The organism is Cohnella cholangitidis (genome assembly GCF_014107495.1).
GTDB lineage: Bacteria > Bacillota > Bacilli > Paenibacillales > Paenibacillaceae > Cohnella > Cohnella cholangitidis.
Window position 1 is genome coordinate 2,946,195 of sequence record NZ_CP041969.1, and the last position, 21,401, is coordinate 2,967,595.

General features: G+C 52.6%; 22 protein-coding genes. 3 read left to right on the plus strand and 19 right to left on the minus strand.

What is annotated here, in order from left to right:
- Positions 1-5: 5 nt before the first annotated feature.
- The 4 genes from FPL14_RS13905 to FPL14_RS13920 all read right to left on the minus strand — a co-directional run bounded on the left by FPL14_RS13905 (position 6) and on the right by FPL14_RS13920 (position 4,683).
- Complete coding sequence (locus tag FPL14_RS13905; protein WP_229263980.1) at positions 6-905, minus strand: DUF2232 domain-containing protein; 900 nt, start codon at positions 903-905, stop codon at positions 6-8.
- A gap of 191 nt (positions 906-1,096) precedes the next feature.
- Positions 1,097-3,082, minus strand: a complete 1,986-nt coding sequence (locus FPL14_RS13910) for an amidohydrolase family protein (RefSeq protein WP_182303557.1) — start codon at positions 3,080-3,082, stop codon at positions 1,097-1,099.
- 29 nt (positions 3,083-3,111) lie between these two features.
- Positions 3,112-3,552 (minus strand): CBS domain-containing protein, encoded by a 441-nt coding sequence (locus FPL14_RS13915; protein WP_182303558.1) that lies wholly within the window; start codon positions 3,550-3,552, stop codon positions 3,112-3,114.
- Between the two features lie 96 nt (positions 3,553-3,648).
- Positions 3,649-4,683, minus strand: coding sequence for an LCP family protein (locus FPL14_RS13920; RefSeq protein WP_182303559.1), 1,035 nt, complete (start codon positions 4,681-4,683; stop codon positions 3,649-3,651).
- A gap of 275 nt (positions 4,684-4,958) precedes the next feature.
- Between FPL14_RS13920 and FPL14_RS13925 the strand changes: the two genes are divergently transcribed.
- On the plus strand, positions 4,959-5,888 hold the full coding sequence (locus FPL14_RS13925) for an ABC transporter ATP-binding protein (RefSeq protein WP_182303560.1): 930 nt from the start codon (positions 4,959-4,961) through the stop codon (positions 5,886-5,888).
- Positions 5,881-6,837: an ABC transporter permease gene (locus FPL14_RS13930; RefSeq protein WP_182303561.1), complete on the plus strand. Its 957-nt coding sequence runs from the start codon at positions 5,881-5,883 to the stop codon at positions 6,835-6,837. The genes FPL14_RS13925 and FPL14_RS13930 overlap by 8 nt, the downstream gene beginning before the upstream one ends.
- A 61-nt stretch (positions 6,838-6,898) precedes the next feature.
- On the opposite strand, the gene FPL14_RS13935 is transcribed toward FPL14_RS13930, so the two are convergent.
- The 7 genes from FPL14_RS13935 to rpsF all read right to left on the minus strand — a co-directional run bounded on the left by FPL14_RS13935 (position 6,899) and on the right by rpsF (position 11,651).
- A complete protein-coding gene (locus FPL14_RS13935; protein WP_182303562.1) occupies positions 6,899-7,597 on the minus strand; it encodes an LrgB family protein in 699 nt (232 codons plus the stop codon).
- Positions 7,590-7,940, minus strand: coding sequence for a CidA/LrgA family protein (locus tag FPL14_RS13940; protein ID WP_182303563.1), 351 nt, complete (start codon positions 7,938-7,940; stop codon positions 7,590-7,592). The genes FPL14_RS13935 and FPL14_RS13940 overlap by 8 nt, the downstream gene beginning before the upstream one ends.
- Positions 7,941-8,054: 114 nt before the next feature.
- Positions 8,055-9,779, minus strand: coding sequence for a SulP family inorganic anion transporter (locus FPL14_RS13945; protein ID WP_182303564.1), 1,725 nt, complete (start codon positions 9,777-9,779; stop codon positions 8,055-8,057).
- Positions 9,780-9,962: 183 nt separating this feature from the next.
- On the minus strand, positions 9,963-10,292 hold the full coding sequence (locus FPL14_RS13950) for an ArsR/SmtB family transcription factor (protein ID WP_182303565.1): 330 nt from the start codon (positions 10,290-10,292) through the stop codon (positions 9,963-9,965).
- Between the two features lie 168 nt (positions 10,293-10,460).
- The gene (gene rpsR / locus FPL14_RS13955; protein WP_182303566.1) at positions 10,461-10,778 is read right to left on the minus strand and encodes a 30S ribosomal protein S18; all 318 of its coding nucleotides are present in this window, start codon (positions 10,776-10,778) and stop codon (positions 10,461-10,463) included.
- A 20-nt stretch (positions 10,779-10,798) separates the two neighbouring features.
- Positions 10,799-11,296, minus strand: coding sequence for a single-stranded DNA-binding protein (ssb, locus tag FPL14_RS13960; protein ID WP_182303567.1), 498 nt, complete (start codon positions 11,294-11,296; stop codon positions 10,799-10,801).
- Positions 11,297-11,363: 67 nt separating this feature from the next.
- Positions 11,364-11,651, minus strand: a complete 288-nt coding sequence (gene rpsF / locus FPL14_RS13965; protein ID WP_182303568.1) for a 30S ribosomal protein S6 — start codon at positions 11,649-11,651, stop codon at positions 11,364-11,366.
- Positions 11,652-11,827: 176 nt separating this feature from the next.
- Here rpsF and FPL14_RS13970 point away from each other — a divergent pair, with 176 nt between their 5' ends.
- The gene (locus FPL14_RS13970; protein WP_182303569.1) at positions 11,828-12,016 is read left to right on the plus strand and encodes a YjzC family protein; all 189 of its coding nucleotides are present in this window, start codon (positions 11,828-11,830) and stop codon (positions 12,014-12,016) included.
- Between the two features lie 587 nt (positions 12,017-12,603).
- Here FPL14_RS13970 and FPL14_RS13975 read toward each other — a convergent pair.
- The 8 genes from FPL14_RS13975 to FPL14_RS14010 form a co-directional block, all read right to left on the minus strand.
- A complete protein-coding gene (locus FPL14_RS13975) occupies positions 12,604-14,229 on the minus strand; it encodes a PucR family transcriptional regulator (protein ID WP_182303570.1) in 1,626 nt (541 codons plus the stop codon).
- A 43-nt stretch (positions 14,230-14,272) separates the two neighbouring features.
- Positions 14,273-14,944 (minus strand): cysteine hydrolase family protein, encoded by a 672-nt coding sequence (locus FPL14_RS13980; protein ID WP_182303571.1) that lies wholly within the window; start codon positions 14,942-14,944, stop codon positions 14,273-14,275.
- 24 nt (positions 14,945-14,968) lie between these two features.
- A complete protein-coding gene (locus FPL14_RS13985; protein ID WP_182303572.1) occupies positions 14,969-15,406 on the minus strand; it encodes a cupin domain-containing protein in 438 nt (145 codons plus the stop codon).
- Positions 15,403-16,410 (minus strand): formamidase, encoded by a 1,008-nt coding sequence (locus tag FPL14_RS13990; RefSeq protein ID WP_182303573.1) that lies wholly within the window; start codon positions 16,408-16,410, stop codon positions 15,403-15,405. Before FPL14_RS13990 ends, FPL14_RS13985 begins: the two co-directional genes overlap by 4 nt.
- Positions 16,411-16,447: 37 nt before the next feature.
- The gene (locus FPL14_RS13995) at positions 16,448-17,632 is read right to left on the minus strand and encodes a BMP family ABC transporter substrate-binding protein (protein ID WP_229263911.1); all 1,185 of its coding nucleotides are present in this window, start codon (positions 17,630-17,632) and stop codon (positions 16,448-16,450) included.
- A gap of 102 nt (positions 17,633-17,734) precedes the next feature.
- The gene (locus tag FPL14_RS14000; protein WP_182303574.1) at positions 17,735-18,646 is read right to left on the minus strand and encodes an ABC transporter permease; all 912 of its coding nucleotides are present in this window, start codon (positions 18,644-18,646) and stop codon (positions 17,735-17,737) included.
- Entirely contained in the window at positions 18,643-19,710 is a 1,068-nt protein-coding gene (locus tag FPL14_RS14005) for an ABC transporter permease (RefSeq protein ID WP_229263912.1), read from the minus strand. The genes FPL14_RS14000 and FPL14_RS14005 overlap by 4 nt, the downstream gene beginning before the upstream one ends.
- A complete protein-coding gene (locus FPL14_RS14010; RefSeq protein ID WP_182303575.1) occupies positions 19,707-21,239 on the minus strand; it encodes an ABC transporter ATP-binding protein in 1,533 nt (510 codons plus the stop codon). Before FPL14_RS14010 ends, FPL14_RS14005 begins: the two co-directional genes overlap by 4 nt.
- Between the last annotated feature and the right edge of the window lie 162 nt (positions 21,240-21,401).

Sequence of the window (21,401 nt, forward strand, 5' to 3'; positions counted from 1 at the left end):
GCACCTTATTTCACGAAGTATTTACGCAACGGTAAAGCTGCGTCGATCAAACCAATGATGTGAAGCGGGGGAAACAGCAGAAGCGGTATGCATAGCAATAAAGGAACCACTTTCGGCCATTTCTTGGCGTCTGCCACGAAGAAGAAAAACCCGATCGCTTGCACCACGAAAACAATCTGCAGAATCGGGAATAAGTTCGAGATGACGATCGACCAATATCCGCTCGACTCTTCCGGCATGACGAGCAACGCGATGAAAGCAATGAGATAATAGAACACTAAGCTTCTAGGCACTTTCCATGTTTTCGCTTGCGGCAAGGCGGGCGCTTGGATGTTCACCGTGCGCAACGCCAATCGGGATAACCCGTGAGTGACGATCGTAATGAAGAGCGCCGATATCAACAGAAGCATGGGCATCATCTGAATAATCGCATCCCCATATGCCCTCGCCGTTTCTACGGCCCAGCCTTGGTTGACTATTTGCGCGGCTTCGAACTGCTTGAAGTTTTCCGTTAGCATGGAAGTCAGTTCGGCTTGCAGATCGATATCGAACATCACGGAGAATAGAACCAGCTCCAGCAGCAGTTGCGCCAGCACGATGACGAATCCGGCCGTGACCGCTAGCCTGGCCGTCTTTCCCTTTCGATAGAGATGCCCCATCGCCACCGACGGAACAAGGAAGAAGAATGCGAGCGTCACTACGATCGGTCCCATTCCTCCGGATAGGAGAAAAGCTGCAAGCGCTATAGGGATCAGATGTAAAATAAACGATTTAGGCTGTAACAAAGTGTACAACACAACGAACGGAGTCATTACCAAAAATAACGTGATAAAATTCAAAGGCGTCGCTAGCGTGAGCAGCAACAGTACAGCCGCCGCACTCCAGGCCAGCGACTTCCAGCTCATGTTCAACCCATTCACCTCTTGCGGATATGTTCGGACATTTCGATTAAATCTGGCCAGCTTGTCCGCAATTGCCTGCTCAGAACCCTAGAAAGCTGCAAACTTCATTATATCACAAAATGCTCGTTCGTCAGCAACATACGAAAACCCGGAAGCGCGCGCGCCCCGGGTTTTCTCGTCTCTGTCATAATCTACTATGCTGCAGACAGCTTATAGTTGCTGCCTTCCTTCGTCAGATTCCAGCCATGTGATTTCAGCGCCGACAACGGCACGTAATTGCGGTTTCCGACGGACAGCAGCTTCGTGCTGCTGCCGTCCTCCCAAGCCAGCTTGTACCCCCGCTCCAGCATTAATTCCCCTTGCTGAGGCTTCGGCACGTCGACCTTGCCGCCGTTCGCTCCGCTCGTCGCCGTCGCTTGGCGGGTAACCTTGTCCCAATTCACCGCGTAACCATGCGCTTTAAGCGCCTCAAGATCTACATAATTCGCGTTGCGGTATTCCAGTAACGGCACTTCGCTATCTTCCCAAGTCAGGGAGGAACCTCCGGCTTTCACGCGAAGGAATTCGCTCTTAATCGGCTGGCCGACTCGGATATCCTTATGGATGCCCTCCTCGTCCAACGCGACTTGCCCGTTCACCAGCACGTACTCGATTCCCGCCGATACGATTTCCGGTTTCTCGACCGTTGACTTGTCGCTGATCTTGTCATAATCGAAGACGACGATATCCGCGTCCATGCCTTTTGCGATTCGCCCCTTCTTCTGCAAAGCGGGGGCTTGCTTCTCCAGCCGCTGAGCGGGCATGAGCGACATCTTCGCGATCGCGTCGGAGAGCGAGATGACCTGCTGCTCGCGGACGTAAAGCCCGACCGTCCGGGCGAAAGTTCCGGAAGCCCTCGGATGGTTGTTGAAGCCCGGTTCCAGAATCGCGTCGCTGCCGATCATGACATAAGGAGCTTTAAGCGAATCGATGACGTCTTGTTTCGGTATCGCGTAAGCGACCGCGAGCTTGCCTTGCTGCTGGTATTTTCTGAACGACTCCGCCGTCAGCCGTTCCGTCGTTCCCGCGATCTGCAAGTCCTTGTATGTAATGCGGAACCGTTCTTGCCAGCCTTCGTCGAACCGCGCCGAGTTCAAATAGGTTCCCCAGTAATCGTATGGATAGATGCAGGACGTAATGTCCAGTCCTTCCGCGATCGCATCCGATACCATCTTAAGCGACTGCGTCATGGAGAACGTACCGCCGGTGCTGTTAATGTGGTCGATATGCACCGCCGCGCCCGAGGCCCTGGCGTATCCGAGCAGCTCGTTAATGGCGTCGATGTTCGTTCCCGGCTCTTCCATGTCGGAATACCTGGCGTGAAAATAAACCGGAACGTTATACTCGTTAGCCAGCTTCATAAGCGGCAAGATTTCCTTGTCGTTAACGCCCGGAACGTATTCCAAGCTGAACGATATGCCGAGCGCGCCGTTATTGAGCGCCTTCTCCGCTTGATCGACCAACGTCTGCGTCTGCGCGGGCTTGGCCGTATCGTATCTGCTCAGCTTGAACTGGTTGCGAGCCTGGGTGTAGAAGAACGATGCCCCGAAGTGTACGGGCGGCATGTTGCGTTCGTAATACGGATACCACTTCTCGGGGCTGGCCGTGCCGCCATGCATGGCAATGTTCGACGTCACGCCGTCGGCAATCTTGTTCCAGACGCCGATCGGATTGGGATCGTAGCTCAGGTTATCGATGAACCCCGGCGCTACGACCAATCCCGTGGCGTCGATTACGCGTTTGCCCTTCAGTTGCTGGTCCGTGACCAGAACGATTTGGCCGCCTTGGACGGCAACGTTGAGCCCCTCTTGGTCCAACTTCGTCTCCGGATTAATAACCCGCCCGTTAGAGATGACCACGTCATACGTCTTCCCGAGTTCGGAAGCGGTAGGCCGATCGATCCCGTTCTCTTCCGCCGGCGTTGCCGGATTCGGGGACTGCGGGTCATTGCCCGGCGACTGCGAACCCTCTACGGTTGCCGTGCTCTCGGCGCTTGGGCTGGAGGAGGACTCCCGATCGGAGCTTCCTTCTCCGAACAACGTCGTTGCGGCCCAAATCCCTCCCGCTATTAGTACTATTGCAATAACGATTACTAAGGGGAAAATCTTGCGATTGCGCGAATTATGCCGGCTGTAGGTCATCGTTCCTCCGTTATTTGTACATTATTTTCCTACGCTTCCCTCTTCAACGTTGGCTCGCCCGACTTGGAAGGGAGAAGCAATTTCTCGCAATAATCGATAATATCGCTCCGCCGCACGATCCCAATAAACCGGTTCATGTCATCTACGACGGGTACGAAGTTCTGCGTCTTCGCCAGCGAGATCAGATCCTCCATGTTGGCGTCGATTCTAACGGCGAGAATGTTCATTCTCAGCGGCACGTCGCATAGAGACGCGCGGTGCAGCTGATCGAAGCTAAGATCCGGGTTTGCTTTCAAATACCATAGCAAATCGCCTTCCGTAACCGTCGACTTGTACTCGCCCGTCTCGCTGATAACGGGTACGGCCGTATAACGATGGCGCTCCATCCGTTCCAGCGTCTGGCGCAAAGTAGCGTCTTCGCTTACGCATACGACCTCTTGCTTAGGCAAGAGGAAAAAAGCAATGTTCATTCCTGAGTTCCTCCTCCGTCGAATTAAAACGGCAGTGAACCTATTATATCATGCCGAGCTAACGATTCACCATTTTTGATGGCACATCTTGTCAATTTACGCGGCGTGGTTGCCGGATTGCGTTGTTTCCTTCGTCTGATCGGGATCGCTTGGAACCGTTAATTGCCCTTCTGGAGTTTCCGGGTTTAACCACGTTGCGATCGTAGCCCGAACTTGATTCAGGTCTTCCTCGTCCGATACGAAATACCACAGGTTCTGCGAACCCATCCGTTTGCCCGTGCCTTTCAACGTGTAGCTTTGAATTTCATGGCCGGTTTGCAGGAACTGCTTGGCCAGCTCGTTCATCGATACCGGCGGCAAATCCGTGGAGAAATTATCGCCGACGATGTCGAGAACCTCGGGGATTTTGTTCCACTGCTGCAAGGAAGAAGCTCTGCTCATCAGTTCCTCCAGAAATACGCGGTTGCGTTCCGTACGGGACATATCTCCGCCGGCGTCCTCGCGATAACGCACGTAATTCAGCGCTTCGACGCCCGTATAGCTGTCTTTGTTCGCTTTTACCGTAAACTTCTCATGGTCGGCGTCTTTGTTCACGATATCTTTGCCGATCGGCAGATGGATGCCTCCGAGCGTGTCCACGACTTTAATGAAGCCTTGGAAGTTAATCGTCGCGTAGTGGTCGATCTCCGCGTCCAGAAGCTTCTCCACGCTGTTAACGGCCATTTCGGCACCGCCGAAAGCGTAAGCGTGCGTGATTTTATCCATTCTGTCCTTGCCTACGATATCCGCATACGTATCGCGCGGAATAGAAACCATCAGCACGTTGCCGTCCTTCGGCCTTACGACGGTATAGATCAGCGTATCCGAACGGCCTCGTTCCTTCGCCCTCGCGTCTACTCCCATGAGCAGCATGCTGAACGGCTCTTCCACTTGGGGCGGCTCTTCGGTTACCGGACGATCCGTTAACGGCTGATACGAATCTTGGAAGCTTGCCTCTACTTTGTCTGACAAAAAGATATCGTATCCCCAAGCCGATATGGCTCCCCGGTTGGCATAAGCCGCGCCTCCCAATACGACCAATACGACGAAAAACGATAAAATGGCAACCTTAAAACGACGATAATTACGCATGATTCCTCTCTCCTTCTCCTATCTCCGTTTATCTATCTCTCTATTTCTCATCTTTGACTCGACGCCTAATATACGATTCACAATATATGATTGTTACATATTAACCTTAAACTTTCATTAATCTTTCATTAAACAAATTGAAAAGCTTCCTAACGATCCAAGTTAAACCAAGCAAAACCCGACTAAAGTATAGGTTCCAAACTCTCCTCTAGACCATGATGAAATACACCTCGCGATCGGTATACTTTAGCAAGCAACATACTCTAGGAGGTTGAATGAACATGCAGGAAGCCGTCTTGCAGCTTCGTAACGTGACGAAGACGATCGGCAGACGAACTATCGTAGACAATTTATCTTTTGACGTTCCGGCGGGAGAAGTATTCGGATTCTTAGGACCGAACGGCGCCGGCAAAACGACAACGATCCGCATGATCGTCGGGTTAATCTCGATGAACAAAGGCGAGGTTCTCATAAAAGGCGTTTCCGTTCGCAAACATTTCGAACTAGCGATGACCCACATCGGAGCGATCGTCGAAAATCCGGAAATGTATAAGTTTCTTACGGGATATCAGAACTTGGTCCATTACGCCCGCCGTCATAGCGGGGTTACGAAGGAACGCATCGAGGAAGTCGTCAAGCTCGTGGGCCTTCAGAATCGGATTCATGAGAAGGTCAAACGTTACTCTCTGGGGATGAGGCAACGACTCGGGGTCGCGCAAGCGATTCTGCACCGCCCTTCCGTCCTCATTCTGGACGAACCGACCAACGGACTCGATCCGGCGGGCATTCGCGAATTGCGAGACTACTTGCGCAAGCTGACGCAGGAAGAGGGAATCGCCGTCATCGTCTCGTCCCACTTGTTGTCCGAGATGGAATTGATGTGCGACCGCGTAGCGATTATCCAAGGCGGCAAGCTCATCGACGTCCGCTCCATTCAAGAAGCCAAGGAAGACTCGTCGCAGTTAAAGCTTCTTATCGAAGTAAACAACCCCGAGCTCGCCTATCGCCTATTATCCGAGTCTTTCTCGGATATGAGCATCACGATGAACGGCAGCCAGCTCGAAGCGATGACGGACAAATCGCGCATTCCCGAAATCACGAGAAGGCTCGTCCAAGCGGATCTAGATGTTTACGGCATCTCCGCTTCCCAGAAATCATTGGAAGATCGATTCTTGGAAATCACCGGAGGTGAGATGGTTGTCTAGCTTAAGAAATCTGATTCGGAACGAAAACATGAAAATCTACCGCCGTCCCCGTACTTGGGTCATGATCTGCTTTCTCTTGCTGTCGATCGCGTTAATGAGCGGCATTATGAAATGGGACGAGAGTCGCAGCGACCATTCTAATTGGCAGCAAAACATAACTCACCAAAATGAGCAATGGCAGAAGCAGCTTCAGGAAAATACGGAGATGGATTCCGATTACAAGGAGTTTATTTCCGAGGAAATCAAGATTAACGAGTATTATTTAGCCGAAGATATTAACCCCAACGAACTATCGCTATGGGATTACGTCAATAACTCGGCAAATCTTATCATGCTGATCACGATTTTGACGGTCATCGTCGCGGCGGATATGATCGCGGCGGAGTTCTCGTGGGGGACGATCAAACTGCTGCTGGTCGGACCTGCCTCGCGTACTAAGATCATGCTCAGCAAATACATCGCCACGATGGGCTTCGCACTGCTGCTTCTGTTGGTAGCCTTTGCAGCCGCATTCGCCGCCGGCGCCGGGCTGCAAGGCATCGACGGGTTAACGCAACCTTTCTTGTCGGTCGGACCGGACGGCCTCGTGCACGAAAGCTCCATGATCGCGAATTCTCTTCAGAAATACGGCTATGCGATCGTCTCGCTGCTCATGTACGTAACGTTGTCCTTCATGATCTCCGCCGCGTTCCGCAGTTCGACGATGGCGATCGCTTTCTCGCTTTTGTTCATGCTTGTCGGCACTTCGATCACGATGCTCCTAAGCAGTTACAGTTGGGTTAAGTACCTGCTCTTCGCAAACATCGACCTGACGCAGTATATAGCAGGATCAAGTCCTATTCGGCCGGAGATGACGCTCTCCTTCTCGATCACGATGCTCGTCGCTTACTATGTTGTGTTTCAGTTCGTTTCGTGGTTGCTGTTCACGCGGCGCGACGTTGCGGCATAGGCCTCAACAAGCACAAAGACCGTCAGACGCTCTGACGGTCTTTGTGCTGCCACCGGCTATTCTAATGCCCCCACAAGTATAAGGGCACGGCATATATGGACGTTAATATTCCCGCTACTCCCATAGAGAAGCCGCTAACGCCGCCGACCAATTCCGATTCGCGCAGCACTCGGGCAGTACCGATTCCATGCGAGGAAGTTCCAATCGCCGCGCCAAGAGACAACGGTTCGCCCAATCCGGCCATTCGCAGCAGCCTCGGCCCGATCATGCTGCCCAGCAAGCCGGTCAGTACCGTCAATACGGCTCCCAGCTCCGGCTGTCCGCCGAGCTGGCGCACGACTTCGATCGAGATCGGGGCGGTCGCCGACTTCGGCATCATCGTGAGCATCAGCTCCTTCGTCCCTCCCAATAGCCAGACGAGCGCAGCGGCGCTGGCCATTGCGCTCATCGTCCCGACCGCGATCCCGCCTAGAATCGCGGGCAATTGCTTACGAATATAAGCCGCGTGTTTGTATAACGGGACGCCTAAAGCTACCGTAGCCGGGCCGAGCCAGAACTCGATCCAGCTTCCGCCGACTGCGTAGGATTCGTAAGGAACATCCAGCAAGGCTAACACAACCATTACGCCAACGCTCGCCGCCAGCAGCGGATGAAGCCATCGCCATCTGGCATGCAACGCCTGAGCGCCTAAATAAATCAACACCGTTACCGCTATTGCGAATAACGGCTCCCCGAACAAAGTCTGTTTCCAATCACTCATGGGCTTCCTTCTTTCCCGTTGTCCACGCCTTGGTCGCCCAACCGGTCACGAATAGCGCCACCATCGTACTCCCAAGCCAGCTAAGCCCGATCGTCAGCCATTGTTCCTTTATTAAGGGAAAGAACAGTTGGCTAGCGACGATAATCGGGATGAAGAACAACATCATATGACGCAGCAAGAAATTCGCCGAGTTCTCTACCCACTCCAGCCGAATCCAACCGGCGAACAAGGAGATGACAAAGAGCAAAAGCCCCAACACGTTGGAGGGCAACGGAAGGGACAATGCTTGCTGCAAAATCATACCGAGGAGGTGGAAGCCAAGCAAAATGCCGATTCCTAGCATGATGATCCCCTTCTCTGTTTTCCTAATACCACTTTAATAGTGTGTGGGATCATCTAAGCATCGTCAATAGCGTTTAACTCTATTTATTTCAAGTAAAAAATCCCATTCGGTAACTCACTCGGCGCGATGTTGCTGCCTAGATAGTACTGTGCATTCGCGGAACGCATAATGACGGCAGCCTAAGCACTTGTCGTAATCCAACCGGGTTAATGCTTCATTGATCGCGTCACCGGTATGCTCGAATTGGTAATTTGCTCCTATGAGATCATACAAACCCGTCCGCTTCAACACTTCCAATGGCTGAGGTTGGAGTCCGGACAGGAGCACAATTCCGCCGAGTTTCCGAAGGTGTTTCACAATGCCGGTTAGAGTAGATTCTCCCGTCGTATCCATGAAAGGCACTTTCCCCATACGCAACAGCCATATTCCGGGTTTATGATGAATCGTATCCATCATGGACTTTTCGAACATATTCGCGGCACCGAAGAACAGAGGACCTTGGATCGTGTAGATGCTAATCTGCGGACAATCATGCCCTTCATACACCATATGCGCTTGTACTTTTTCGTGCTTATCGTTCGGATCGGGCAACACTTTAGCTACCGTCAGCAACTCGCCCATTCTCTTCACGAACAAAATCACGGCCAAAATAAGTCCGATTTCCACCGCAGTGGTTAAATTCGTGAGGACAGTGAGCAAGAAGGTAGTCAGCAGTACAAGCGAATCGCTTGTTTTTGTCTTCAGAACTTGCATGAATTGTTTTCGTTCACTCATGTTCCATGCCACAAGCATCAGAATCGGAGCCATACTGGCTAACGGGATGTGGGAAGCGTAAGGCGCGAATAAGATTAGAACCAATAATACGACAATGCCATGGATAACTCCGGAAAAAGGGGATACAGCCCCATTCTTAATACTTGTTGCCGTCCTTGCAATGGCTCCGGTTGCCGGAATACCCCCGAATAAAGGAGTTACCATATTTGCAACGCCTTGCCCGATCAACTCCCGATTGCTGTTGTGCCGGCTGCCGGTCATTCCATCCGCGACAACAGCCGATAATAGGGATTCTATGCCGCCCAACATAGCGATTATAAAAGCCGGCTGAATAAGGATTTGAATTCTATCCCAGGAGAGGTCCGGAAATCGAAAATGCGGCAAGGCGCTCGGAATAGCCCCGAAAGACGATCCAATCGTTGCAATATGGTCCCGGAAGAACAAAGCAGCGACAACGCTCGATACGACAAGTCCAATTAATGAAGCTGGAACCTTCGGCAGAAACCTCGGCAAGAGAACGATTACGGCCAAACAGATCCCTGCCGTTATGACGCTATAGCTATTAATCGTCGAAATATGCTCCGCTATTTCCTTCATATTAGGCAAGAATCCTTCATGCTTCTCGACGCCGCTTAGACCCAAGAAGTTGACGATTTGTCCGCTGAAAATAATAACGGCAATACCTGCGGTAAATCCGATCGTAACCGGTCGAGGAATATATTTAATAAGAATGCCAAGCCTAAAAATCCCCATAAGAACGAGGATCATCCCTGCCAGGAAACCCGCGATCAACAGATTTTCGTAGCCATATTGCATAACGATTGCGAACAGGATCGGAATAAAAGCGCCTGTCGGTCCGCCGATTTGAAACTTAGAACCCCCAAAGAGAGAAATCAAAATGCCGGCAATTATCGTCGTATATATCCCGTATTCAGGCTTAACTCCGGACGCAATAGCAAACGCCATCCCGAGGGGGATGGCGATAATCCCGACAATTAAGCCCGATATGAGATCCTTGCGAACCGCAGAAGCATTATAGCCTTGAAATCTTCCCTTTCCATTCATCGAATCAAACCTTCTTTTATTTAAATATTTGATTATTTGAATATAGTATTAATGCTAATCCCCTGATTCATCAAAGTCAATCGCGAAAATGCCGCATATTTATTAGAAGAATGTTAGATTATATGAAAAAACAAGGATCATCTTGAGCTCGCTCAAAAATCCCCTTGTTCTTGTGTTCTTAGTTCAACGTTCATTTCGAATCACTTCCAGAAGAGAGATCGCATTGACAAGATGGTTATCGAATATCTGCTTCGTTACGGACAATAAATCTTTAATAAGCGGATCCCGTAACGAATAAATCACGGAAGTTCCGTCCTTTTTGCCGAATACGACATTTTTATTTCGCAATACCGCCAACTGCTGTGACATGGCGGAACCTTCGGAGCCTAGTATGCTTTGCAGCTCATTCACAGTCTTATCCCCTTCGCATAAGACTTCGAGAATTCGAATTCTCATCGGGTGGGCCAAAGCTTTATAGAAATCCGCTTTAAACTGTTGAATATTCTGATTCATGGCGCTTGCCCCTTAGTCTTAAACTTTTGAATATAAGAATACAATAGCATATTTTATAACGGGCATAAAAACATCCCTTCTTCGGCAATGCTTACAGCAATAAAGAGCCCCTCTAGATCTACATGGTTACTGTAGTCCGAAGGGGCTCTAATAAACGTGCTATAAATCCTACTCGGTCGTGTAAGGAAGCAAAGCCATTTGACGCGCGCGTTTGATCGCTACAGTCAACATGCGTTGGTATTTCGCTTTCGTTCCAGTCACGCGACGTGGCAAGATTTTGCCGCGCTCGCTGATGAACTTACGAAGCAAGTCCAACTCTTTGTAATCCACGTGAGTGATTTTATTTACAGTGAAGTAGCAAACTTTCTTACGCTTGTTACGACCGCCGCGGCGGAATTTACGAGGCTCGCGATCTCCGCCCTCGCGTGGTCCGCGTGGTCCGCGCTCTTCACGTGCTGCTGGTGCAGATGTTTGTTGTTCGCTCATTTGTTATCCGTCCTTTCCAGTTAAAATGGCAAATCATCGTCCGATATGTCTATCGGTCGCCCGTCATCGGCAAAGGGATCATTGCTGCTGCCGCTGTTGCGAGAGCCAGAGCTGCGGTTGCCGCCTCCGTACCCGCCTCCGCTTGCGCCCGGGTTGCCGCCGAAACCTTCTTCTCTTCCTTGTCCGCCGCCCTCGCGGTTGGCTGATTCCAGGAATCGAACGTTATCGGCTATCACTTCCGTCACATATACGCGTCGGCCTTCGTTGTTCTCGTAGTTGCGCACCTGAATGCGGCCTTCCACGGCGGCCAAACGGCCTTTACGAAGATAATTGGCACACGTCTCGGCTAACTGTCTCCAAGTTACGATCGGGATAAAATCCGCCTCTCGCTCTTCCTTGTTACCGGAGAACGCACGGTCTACCGCCAAAGTAAATTGAGTAACAGCAACGCCGGCAGGCGTGTAACGCAATTCGGGATCCTTGGTCAGGCGCCCTATGAGAATGACTCGATTCAACATCGCGGCTTCCCTCCACTAGACATGACATTAGGCTTGCGGCGGTTATCCGCCTGGTACTGTGCGGCTATTAAGCGGTTTGTTCTCTGACGACGATATGACGGATAACTTCATCCGTAATCTTCAGAACGCGCTCCAACTCCGTCACTACTGCCGACGTAGCTGTGAAATGAACCAACACATACGTCCCATCGCGGTGTTTGTTGATCTCGTAAGCCAAACGACGTTTACCCATAATGTCGTGTTTTACGATCTCTCCGCCGTTCCCGATGATGCCCTGGAATTTTTCCACGACAGCTTGAACGGTTTCTTGTTCCACGTCCGGACGGATGATGTACATCAACTCATAGTTGCGCATCTTCCGTTCACCTCCTTAAGGTCTTTGGCCCTCCACTTGGTATACCGATGAGCTTGTCTTCGGCTGGAGAGCAAGGAGCATGCATTTAAATCGCATGCCTGAATACTTTATCACAACGACTCGAATATCGCAAGGAATTTCGCGCTACACTATCCACAGAGGAGGGGGTGATGACAATGGGCGAGCAAACGCAATTCGAGCCCGGACAACGCGCTCCGAATGACGGGGAGTACATGGAGGTAGGAGAGGACGCTTTCCATATGGGAATTAACAACCCGCAGCACGTCGTTTTACGCAAAGGCGAGAAGTTCCCTGAAACATCGAACCACAATCGCAAATGGAAAAAAATGAAGCAGTTTCGGTAATTTTTAATCGCCATGTATATAGCGGGATCATTCGGGACATTCTATATTTCGGCGACGGTAAATGAGAGGTGTGGTTCCCTTGAACGACTTGGGCGCAACAACGCAAGAGGATACGTTCCAATCGGAGTAGGCTACGGAAGTGAGGCGTTGTGCTAAAGACGACCGTCTGTAACACACTGAGTTCAGATTCCGGACAACCGAAGCGCTGAGTTAAATCAGCAACGTCATGGTTACGAATTTCCAATGCAACTCACCAAACGTCGCCCGAAGAACCCTGCGAAGGGTTCTTCGTTAGTTTAAACCCTCTGCACTGTTTGCAAAACCTGAATAAATAACGCTCTGCCATCACCTTATCTCACTATGCCCGCTTCTATTTCTCCACTTAGCGCCTTGGCATCACCTTATTCCCAATGCAACTACTCAAATACCGCCATTACAGAAAAAAATAACGTTATACCATCGTCTTATCTCACCACGAACGCTCCATTTATCTTCACATTACGCCTTGGCATCACCTTATTTGCAACTTGTACCATTTAAAACCCCGTCGTCGAACAAATCTGGTTCCCGGAGTACTCCCATCCTTCCTATTCGATGTCGTTCGACCGGATCGCCAGCTGAAGCAGCAGCTTCGTTTCCGGGTCGTCCAGCCTCAGACCGAGCTCGTTCTTGATCCGATCGAGCCTGTAGTTGATCGTATTGTAGTGAAGGAACATCCGCTCCGCGGTTTCCTTGGCGTTGCAATTGCAATCGAAGTACGTCCGCAGCGTATTTAACAGCGATCCCTGCTGCTTGCCGTCGAGTTCGAGCAGAGGATGTAGATAAAGCCGCTTGTACTCTTCCATCTCCTCGGTCCCCTGCAGCCGATACAACAGCAAGTATACGCCCAGCTCGTTATAGCTCAGCGTCTCCTCCTTCAGCTGGCAGACCCGCCTGATTTCCGCCGCCCGCTTCGCTTCGCGGTAACTCCCCGCAACCTCGCCGTGCCCGTTAGCCTCCCTGCCCATACATAGGGATACCGGCTTCTCCTGAAGCATCTGCTTCATGTAGGACACGATTCCCCCGATCAATTGCTGGCGCGCATTCGCCCCCGCTCCGGACTGCTCCCCCCGCAACGTAAACAAACCGACCAATTCTCCTTCGAGAACGGTCCATTTCGCTTCGTTCTTGCGGGAATCGCTCTCCCAGTTAAGCCGCTTCGCCAGCTCTTGTAACGCTCTGACTTCCGGCTTCTTCTCCCGGAAAGACACGACTCCTGCCACGTAAGTCGCATAATCCGCAAGCGGCCATCCGCAGGCTTCCGCTCTCATCCGCAAATCGACGACGGACACCATTCGTCCGGCCAGCCAATCCTGCAAGAACTGATCGAAATACTTCGTTTCGATATTTTTCCTCGCCTGCATGTTGCTGATCTCGAATCCGAGCAACCGTCCCGCCCAGTTGACCGTAAGCATATCTACGGTTCCGTATTCCGATGCGTATTCGAGTATCAACAACAAATAGGAACGCGCCTGCCCGTCGGGAACGGCCGCCACATGAATACGTACGCTTCGGTCGCCGATCTGCATGACGCTCGTCTCCAGCGTCTGATCCGTGCGGAATTTGCCCCACTCCGACTCCTCGACAAGCCGGCATAACGGTTCCGCTTCGGGAGATGCCGTCGTCCGATTATGCGGATCAAGAAGAATGACCGGATTGCGAATCATAGCCTGCAAATGGCTCAAATACGCGGGAAGCCCGTCTCCGTGCAGCAGCACGTGAGACAGGCGTTGAACGCGTCCTTGCAGGATCGTCAGATCCTTGGACTCCGAGACGAGAACCCGTTCCATGACTTCGCGCACGACGTCGGAGAACGTCGTGCCCGGAGGAAGCTCGATAAGAGGAATGCCATGCTTGTCGGCGGCTTCGATGGCTACGTTCGGCACGGCATCGAAAAAGCGCTTCGTCTTGACGCCTAGCGCCGCGACCCCTTTTTGCGCCAATTGTTCGATAAGCGGCACGAGCAATTCCGGGTCGTGCTTGAACGGATAACCCGTCGTCATGAGCAGCTCTCCGGGCCGTACCCAGTCGACGACGTCGGGTACCTCCATTACGTTGATTCGGCTGATCGGCCTCTCCAAGCCCGAACCGCCTCCAAGCAGAACGGCATCCTTGAAATGCGGGACATCGAACAAGGATTTTACCGTAAAGCCTTCTCTGACCGGGTCGTCCATTGCTGCACTTCCTCTCTCTATGGCGCAATACGCATCTTGCTTTTTACCGTCGGATTGCTTCAAGAAGCGGCTCCGTAAAAGACGTCCATCCGAAAATCCCGCCCTGCTGCCGTACCATATGAAGAGCCGCTTGTTGATCGGCCGGATCGAATGCCGCCGTCGCATCCTCCAGCACCAGGCAACGGTAGCCGCGGTCATTCGCCTCGCGCAAAGTCGTATGCACGCATACGTGAGTCGTAACTCCGCAGAGGACTAACGACTCTATCCCGCTGCTTTCCAACAACTGCTCCAGATCCGTCTTGTAGAAAGCGCCTTTGCCCGGCTTATCGATAATAGGCTCTCCGTCGAACGGAGTAAGCTCGGGCACGATCGCATGCCCCAGCTCTCCTCGAATAAGGATTCTTCCCATCGGCCCGACATCGCCGATGCCGGCTCCTTGCTTCCTGCTTCGTTCCAACTTGGCCGGAGGACAGTCGGACAGATCGGGGAGATGACCTTCCCGGGTATGGATGATGAGCATGCCGGCTTCCCGAGCCGTTTCAAGCAACCCCCGGATAACCGGAATGATCGCGCGCGTCGGCGTTACGTCGTTACCGAGCAGCTCTCCGAATCCGCCCGCGGAACAGAAGTCATTCTGCATATCGATCACGACTATCGCCGTACGGGCCGCGTTAAATTCGAACGCGTACGGTAGAGCCTGCCGAACTGTTTTCATCCGCAAACATTCCCCCTCTTCCTCTTATTGGCCTTGCAGCGGCCGCTCCGTAGGAATCGGAACCTTCGTCGTTTCGAAGAAACGGTTCGGGGGCACTTGCTCTTCCACCGGGAGGAAAATGCTGATTTGCTCGGTCGGCGCCGTATCGTCGTTCGCGACGGAATGGACGACTCCCGCTGGAACGTGGAACGTATCTCCTGCGTTGAACGATTTCCATTCCCCGTTGCAGAGCAATCGCACTTTGCCGACCGTAATATGAATGATCTCCGCGACGTTATGGTAGTGGGGAAGAACGGCGCCGCCGACGCCGATCTTCTCCCATAGGACCGAGCTTGTTCTTACCCCCATCGCGTCGGCATCGGCTGCCGAAACAATCTCTCGGTGATAGAGGGCGACGTGATCGGGCATAAGCGACCACTCCATCGCATCGGCCGTAATCACCTTTGTCTGCACGTCTTTCATGATCCGGTTACCCTCCCTGCGTATTTGCGCGTAGGTTTTGGAAATCCCTCCGAGGTTCCGTCCTTCACGGCAATCTCGTTCTCCCACGGCAAGCGGTATTGCTCGTTCACGAGATCCTTCATATACGTATAGGGGCAATCTCCCGCTCCGCCGTCCACCGCTACATAACCTCTATGCGCAAGCTGATAGATGTTGTTTTCCACGCCCCATAGACGACGCGCTTCCCGCACGAGCGACGGACGAACCTCGCCCGCGACGATCTCGTCAGGACGACCACCGCCGGTGACGAGAGGTACGCCGTCGAATCCGACGATCATCGCTTCGCCCATCGAATCGAAGGTTCCGTCGCTTCCGCTCATGCATACCGATGCAGTATACATGAGATTGCAGAATGCGTTCGCTTGGTTCGTAATTTGCCAGGAATGGCGAATCGGAGCCGTGTATCCGGCCGTGCGGATCATGATGTCCGCGCCGATATAGGCGCATTCCCTTGCCATCTCCGGGAACATCCCGTCATGACAGATGATCAAGGCAAGCTTGCTGCCGTTCGGCCCGTCGCAGACGGGAATGCCAAGATCCCCCGGCTCCCAAGGTTCTACCGGTACCCAAGGATGAAGCTTACGGTAATTCAATCGAATTTCGCCTTCGTCGTCGATAATGAGCCCCGTATTGTATGGATTGCCATTCGGATTTGCCTCCATGATGGAGAAACAGCCCCATATGCGGGTTTCCCGGCAGGCTTGTCGGAACGCCTCCACCTCTGGACCGTCGACCCGGCACATCAGTGCCGGATCCGTATTCATCGACAGTCCGTGGAGCGAGTATTCCGGGAATACGACGAGATCCATGTTGCTTAATCCGCGCTTGGCTTTCGCCGTCATCTCGACAATACGCTTGGCCTGCTCCGCAAGATGCTCCGGCGTCTCCACGACGGGAAGCTTCATTTGCGCCAAACCGATCACGACGCCGTCCGGGCTCTTATTCAGTCCTCCCAGTCCGCTCATAGCCTCAGTCTCCTATTCTTGGATGTTTGGTCACTTATCATTTAGGAATGCTGCCGATAACGCCCTCGACCAAATAATCCGAGCCTTCCAACTGTTCAACGGTAGGCGTCTCGCCTTCCTTAATTCGCACCGCTCCCGATTGGTCTTTCACCGGACCGGCGAACGGAAGCAACGATCCGTTAAGCAGATCCGCTTTCTTGCCTTCCACGAATTGAACGACGTCCGCGGGAACGTTCGCTCCGAACGAGCTCATTTGCACGACGTTGTCGGCGAGGGTTCCGCGATATTTGCCGTCGTATTTGCTTCCTTTGAACTTGCCTTCTTGCGCCGTCTTGACCATATCGACGAACAGATCCGGCCAGTTCCATACGGAACCGGTAATCCAGCCTTTAGGCGCCAGAGAAGAAGCATCGGCATGGTAACCTACCGTCATCACGTCGCGGCGTTCCGCCGTTTCGATAACCGTCTTCATGCAGTCTTGGTGCAAGCTAAGCACGTCTACGCCGCTATCGATAAGAGAATTCGTCGCATTCGCTTGTTGTCCGGGGTCGCACCAGCTTCCCGTGAAGACGACGGATGTCGTTGCTTCCGGATTGACCGATCTTGCGCCGAGCGTAAAGGCGTTAACGTTAAGTAGTACTTGCGGAATCGGAACGGATACGATGTAACCGAGCTTGCCGGTTTTGGACATTTTGCCTGCGGCAATGCCCGCTAGGTAGACCGGCTCCCAGATCGTGCCGAAGTACGTGCCTACGTTATTGGCCGTTTTCAGTCCTCCTTGATGGAAAAACACGACTTCCGGATGACGTTTCGCTACGTTAAGCGCGGGCTCCAAATGACCGTACGAAGTCGGGAAAATGATTTTGGCGCCATCTTTGATCATTTGCTCCATGACGCGTTCCGCTTCCGCCGTCTCCGGCACGTTCTCCGCGCGAAGCACCTTCAAATCCGGGTAAGCCTTCTCTACCGCTACGCTTCCGAGATAAGCCGCTTGGTTATACCCGTAGTCGTCTTTCGTTCCGACGAAGATGAAGCCGACCGCGCTTCCCCCCGTCCCCATAGCGCTGTCTTGCTCCGCGCTGGCCGGAGTCGAGCCGTTCGCCGAGCCGCTAGCCGGACTGCTCGAGTTGTTGCCTGGCTGACTGCAACCGGTAATGAGCATAATAAGGGCCAAGATGCCGAGAATGAGGCTGTTTGCTTTTCTTTTCACTCTTTTGTTCATGATGGTTTCCCTCCACATTGTTTTTTCTATATGGTTTGTTGCATTCAAACCGTCGTGTTAATCCTCTGATGATCAATCTTCATTTCGTCGCTTGCCGGGCAGTCATCCGCTTGCTTCCCCCGCGAACACCCTGCCCAGAGCCTCCGGCGTCTGGCTCTTCTTCCTCCGCTCGACGATGAGCAAAGCCAGCAACGTTAGCAGATACGGCACCATGAACAGGAAAAACGGAGAAATCGCGAGTCCTTGCTGCTGGACGGTTAGTTGAAGAGCTTGAGCCGCTCCGAATAAGTAAGCTCCCAGCATCGCCCTTGCCGGTTTCCACGAAGCGAAGATGACGAGAGCTACGGCGACGACGCCGCGGCCGGCTGTCATATTCTCTACCCAGCTGTGCGTATAAGCGACCGACAGCTGCGCGCCGCCGATTCCCGCCAGGAACCCCCCGGCCAACACCGCCAAGTACCGGACAAGCTTCGGGTTGATCCCGCTTGCGAACAGCACCTCCTCCCGCTCCCCCGCCGTCCGCAGCATGATACCGATCCGCGTTCGAAAGATGACATACCATAGAAGAGGGACTAGCAAGATCGACAAGTAGGTTAACGGATCATGATTAAACAAGATCGGACCTAGAAAAGGAATATCGGATAGTACGGGAATCGCGACGGGATTAAACCCGACGATCTGCTGGCTGACGAAATCCCGGCCGAAGAAAGCCGTCACGCCCATTCCGAAGAACATAATCGTTAAGCCGGTTGCCAATTGATTGGCCCCGCGGCTAAGTACGAGAAAGGCGTGGATCGATGCGATCAGCAAGCCGCACAGGCCCCCGGCCAATGCTCCAAGCCAAGGGTTTCCGGTCCATACCGTGACCGCGAAGCCGCCTAGAGCTCCGCCCAGCATCGAGCCCTCCGTCCCAAGATTGATAACCCCCGCCCGCTCCGACACAAGCTCGCCTTGGCTTGCGAGCATAACAGACGTTCCGGAACGGATCGCTCCGGTGAGAATATCCGCTATCATCGTTTAGCCCACCTTCCGCTGCCTAGAATGAAGAACAGGACTAACGCCATCAGAATGTTAACGGACGAAGACGGCAATCCCGAGCTGATCTCGAGAGTGTTACCCGCTACGCTGATCATTCCCAGCAAGAAGGCCGTAAAGATCAACCGCAAAGGACGATTCCATGCCATCATCGCGGCCAGAAACCCGAGGTAACCGAAATTATCGCCCGTCGATGCCCGAAGCCGTCCTTCAATTCCGGCGATTTCGATCATTCCGGCAATGCCTGCCAGCATTCCCGCGGCAATGAGTACCCAAAAGTACATTTTGTTGATATTCAATCCCGCGCGCTCCGCGGCTAACCTGTTGCTTCCGAGCATGCGAATCCGGAAACCTAGACGCGTTTTCGTTAAAACGAACCAGACGACTACCGCGAGTACCAGAGCAACGACGAATCCGATATGCAACCGGGTACCGTTCACGATCGGCAGCCGCAGCGACGAGGAGATTTCCGGCGAGAATGGCCAGTTAAACGATTCCGGGTCCTTCAACAGCCCATGCACGAAAAATCCGACCGTAAACGTTGCGACATAATTAAGCAGCACGCTAGTAATCGTCTCGTTCAGTCGGCCTTTGACTTTCAAGACGGCGACTAACCCTGCCCAAACTGCACCCCCTAGTGCACCCGCGATCATCATGAGGGGAATGCCTAGCCATGCGGGAAACTCGTTCAGGTAAAATACGGCGAACCACGTGGCGAACAATGCGCCTATTGCTAACTGGCCTTCGCCTCCGACGTTGACCAAACCCGCTTTGGCCGGAAGTGCCGCCGCTAGACCGGTTAAGATGAACGGAGTCGCCTTCAGCAGCACTTCTCCGAGACCATACAGATCGCCGAAAGTAGACTTGACCATCGATACGTACAACTCGATCGGATTAACGTCATAACACAGCAAGAACAATCCATACGCGACGAACGGCATAATCATGATGAGAGCTTGAATGGCCCAGGGTTTGATGCGGCCCAGAAAGGAATAGTTTCCGGCGGACAACGCGATCGCGTTCGTGCTCGCTTGTTGTTTCACGCAGATTCTCCTTTCAACATGCGATAACCGATTTGAGTAACGTCGGTTTCCGACGGGAGGTATGGCCCCATGAGCCTCTTCCCGGATAGAACGACCAGCTGGTCGGATAGCTTGAACAGTTCATCGAGATCCTCCGAGAAAAGCAAGATCGCCGTTCCTTGCTCGGCCAGCTCGATCAAGTGCTGTTGAATGGTACGCGTCGTCCCGATATCTAGCCCTCTGCTCGGATAACTGATGATCAGTACCTCCGGCTTACGGATAAGCGCCCTGGATAGGACCATTCTCTGTACGTTCCCCCCGGACAACGTATCCGCTCTTCGGCTCCATTCCGCAAGGGCAAGGGCTTTCGCTTCTTCGCTGCTATCCAGCTGACCGCGAATGTGCTTCCAATCGATATCTAATCCTTTGTACTTAAGCGGAATGCCGTCCAATATCATGTGCTCCAAAATGGTAAAACCGGGGATGACCGATTCTTTAATCGGGTCTTCCGAGACGAAGCTGACGCCCGCTTCCATGAAAGATTTGGCGTCGGCCCTCATCTCCTTGCCATCAATGGATATCGTTCCGGTCGCGAGCTTCCTTAATCCGAACAATACCTCCGCAAGCTCCCGTTGCCCGCTTCCCGATATACCCGCCACGCCTACGATCCGGCCCTTAGGCAACGCCAACTCCAACTCGCTCAGCACCGGCTCGCCGTGATCGCCGTTGATCGTCCCTCTCGTAATCCGAAGAGCGATCTCCTCCTTGCCCCGTGAAGAATTCGGCTTCACGACAGGCTTCAGCGTCTTATTCCCCATCATCGCGGCGATTAACGTATCGCCCGTTAGGCCATCTTCGCGGCTGGCCGTGTACGTGATCTGCCCGCTTCGCAGAACGCTTACTTGGTCGGCGCAAGCAAGCACCTCGTTAATCTTGTGCGTAATGAGCAGAATGCCATATCCGTCTTGGCGAAGCAGATCGAGCATTTGCAGGAACGATTCTACTTCTTGCGGGACGAGCACGCTGGTCGGTTCATCGAAAATAACGATTCGCGTTCCCGGTGCCAGCAGTACCTTTACAATTTCCAGCCTTTGGCGCTGCCCAAGATCCAACTGCCACACATAGGCGTCGGGATCTACCGCCAATCCGTATTTGCCCGACGTTTCCACGATTTGTTGCCGAAGCTTCTTGCGATTGAACTTCCAACCGGTCTCAACCGCCAATGCGATGTTGTCGAGCACGGTCAGCGCAGGAACAACGCGAAAATCCTGGAACACCATTCCGATTCCTCTTGCCCGGGCTTTCGTCGGCGGATGCAGGGCAACCTGCTCGCCGTCCATGTAGATCTCGCCTTCATCCGGCTCGTATACGCCGTACAGCATTTTCATGAGCGTACTTTTCCCGGCCCCGTTTTCTCCTAGAATCGCATGTATTTTACCTGGATTGACTTCCAGATGAATGCTTCTGTTGGCTACCAGTGATCCAAATCTTTTCGTGAGTCCTTCCGCTCTTAAGAGATAGGGAACTTGATCGTTGTCCAATGCCATCATGCTCCACCCCTTTCGAAGTTATATAACATAACATTAAACCGTGTTTTCTTTTCTATTTATTGATTATATCTCACTTTCATGTCATTTTCTTTATACGATACGAACAAAACCTTGGACGAATTTTTGTTTTACGTTCATAAATATAACATGTATGTAACACAA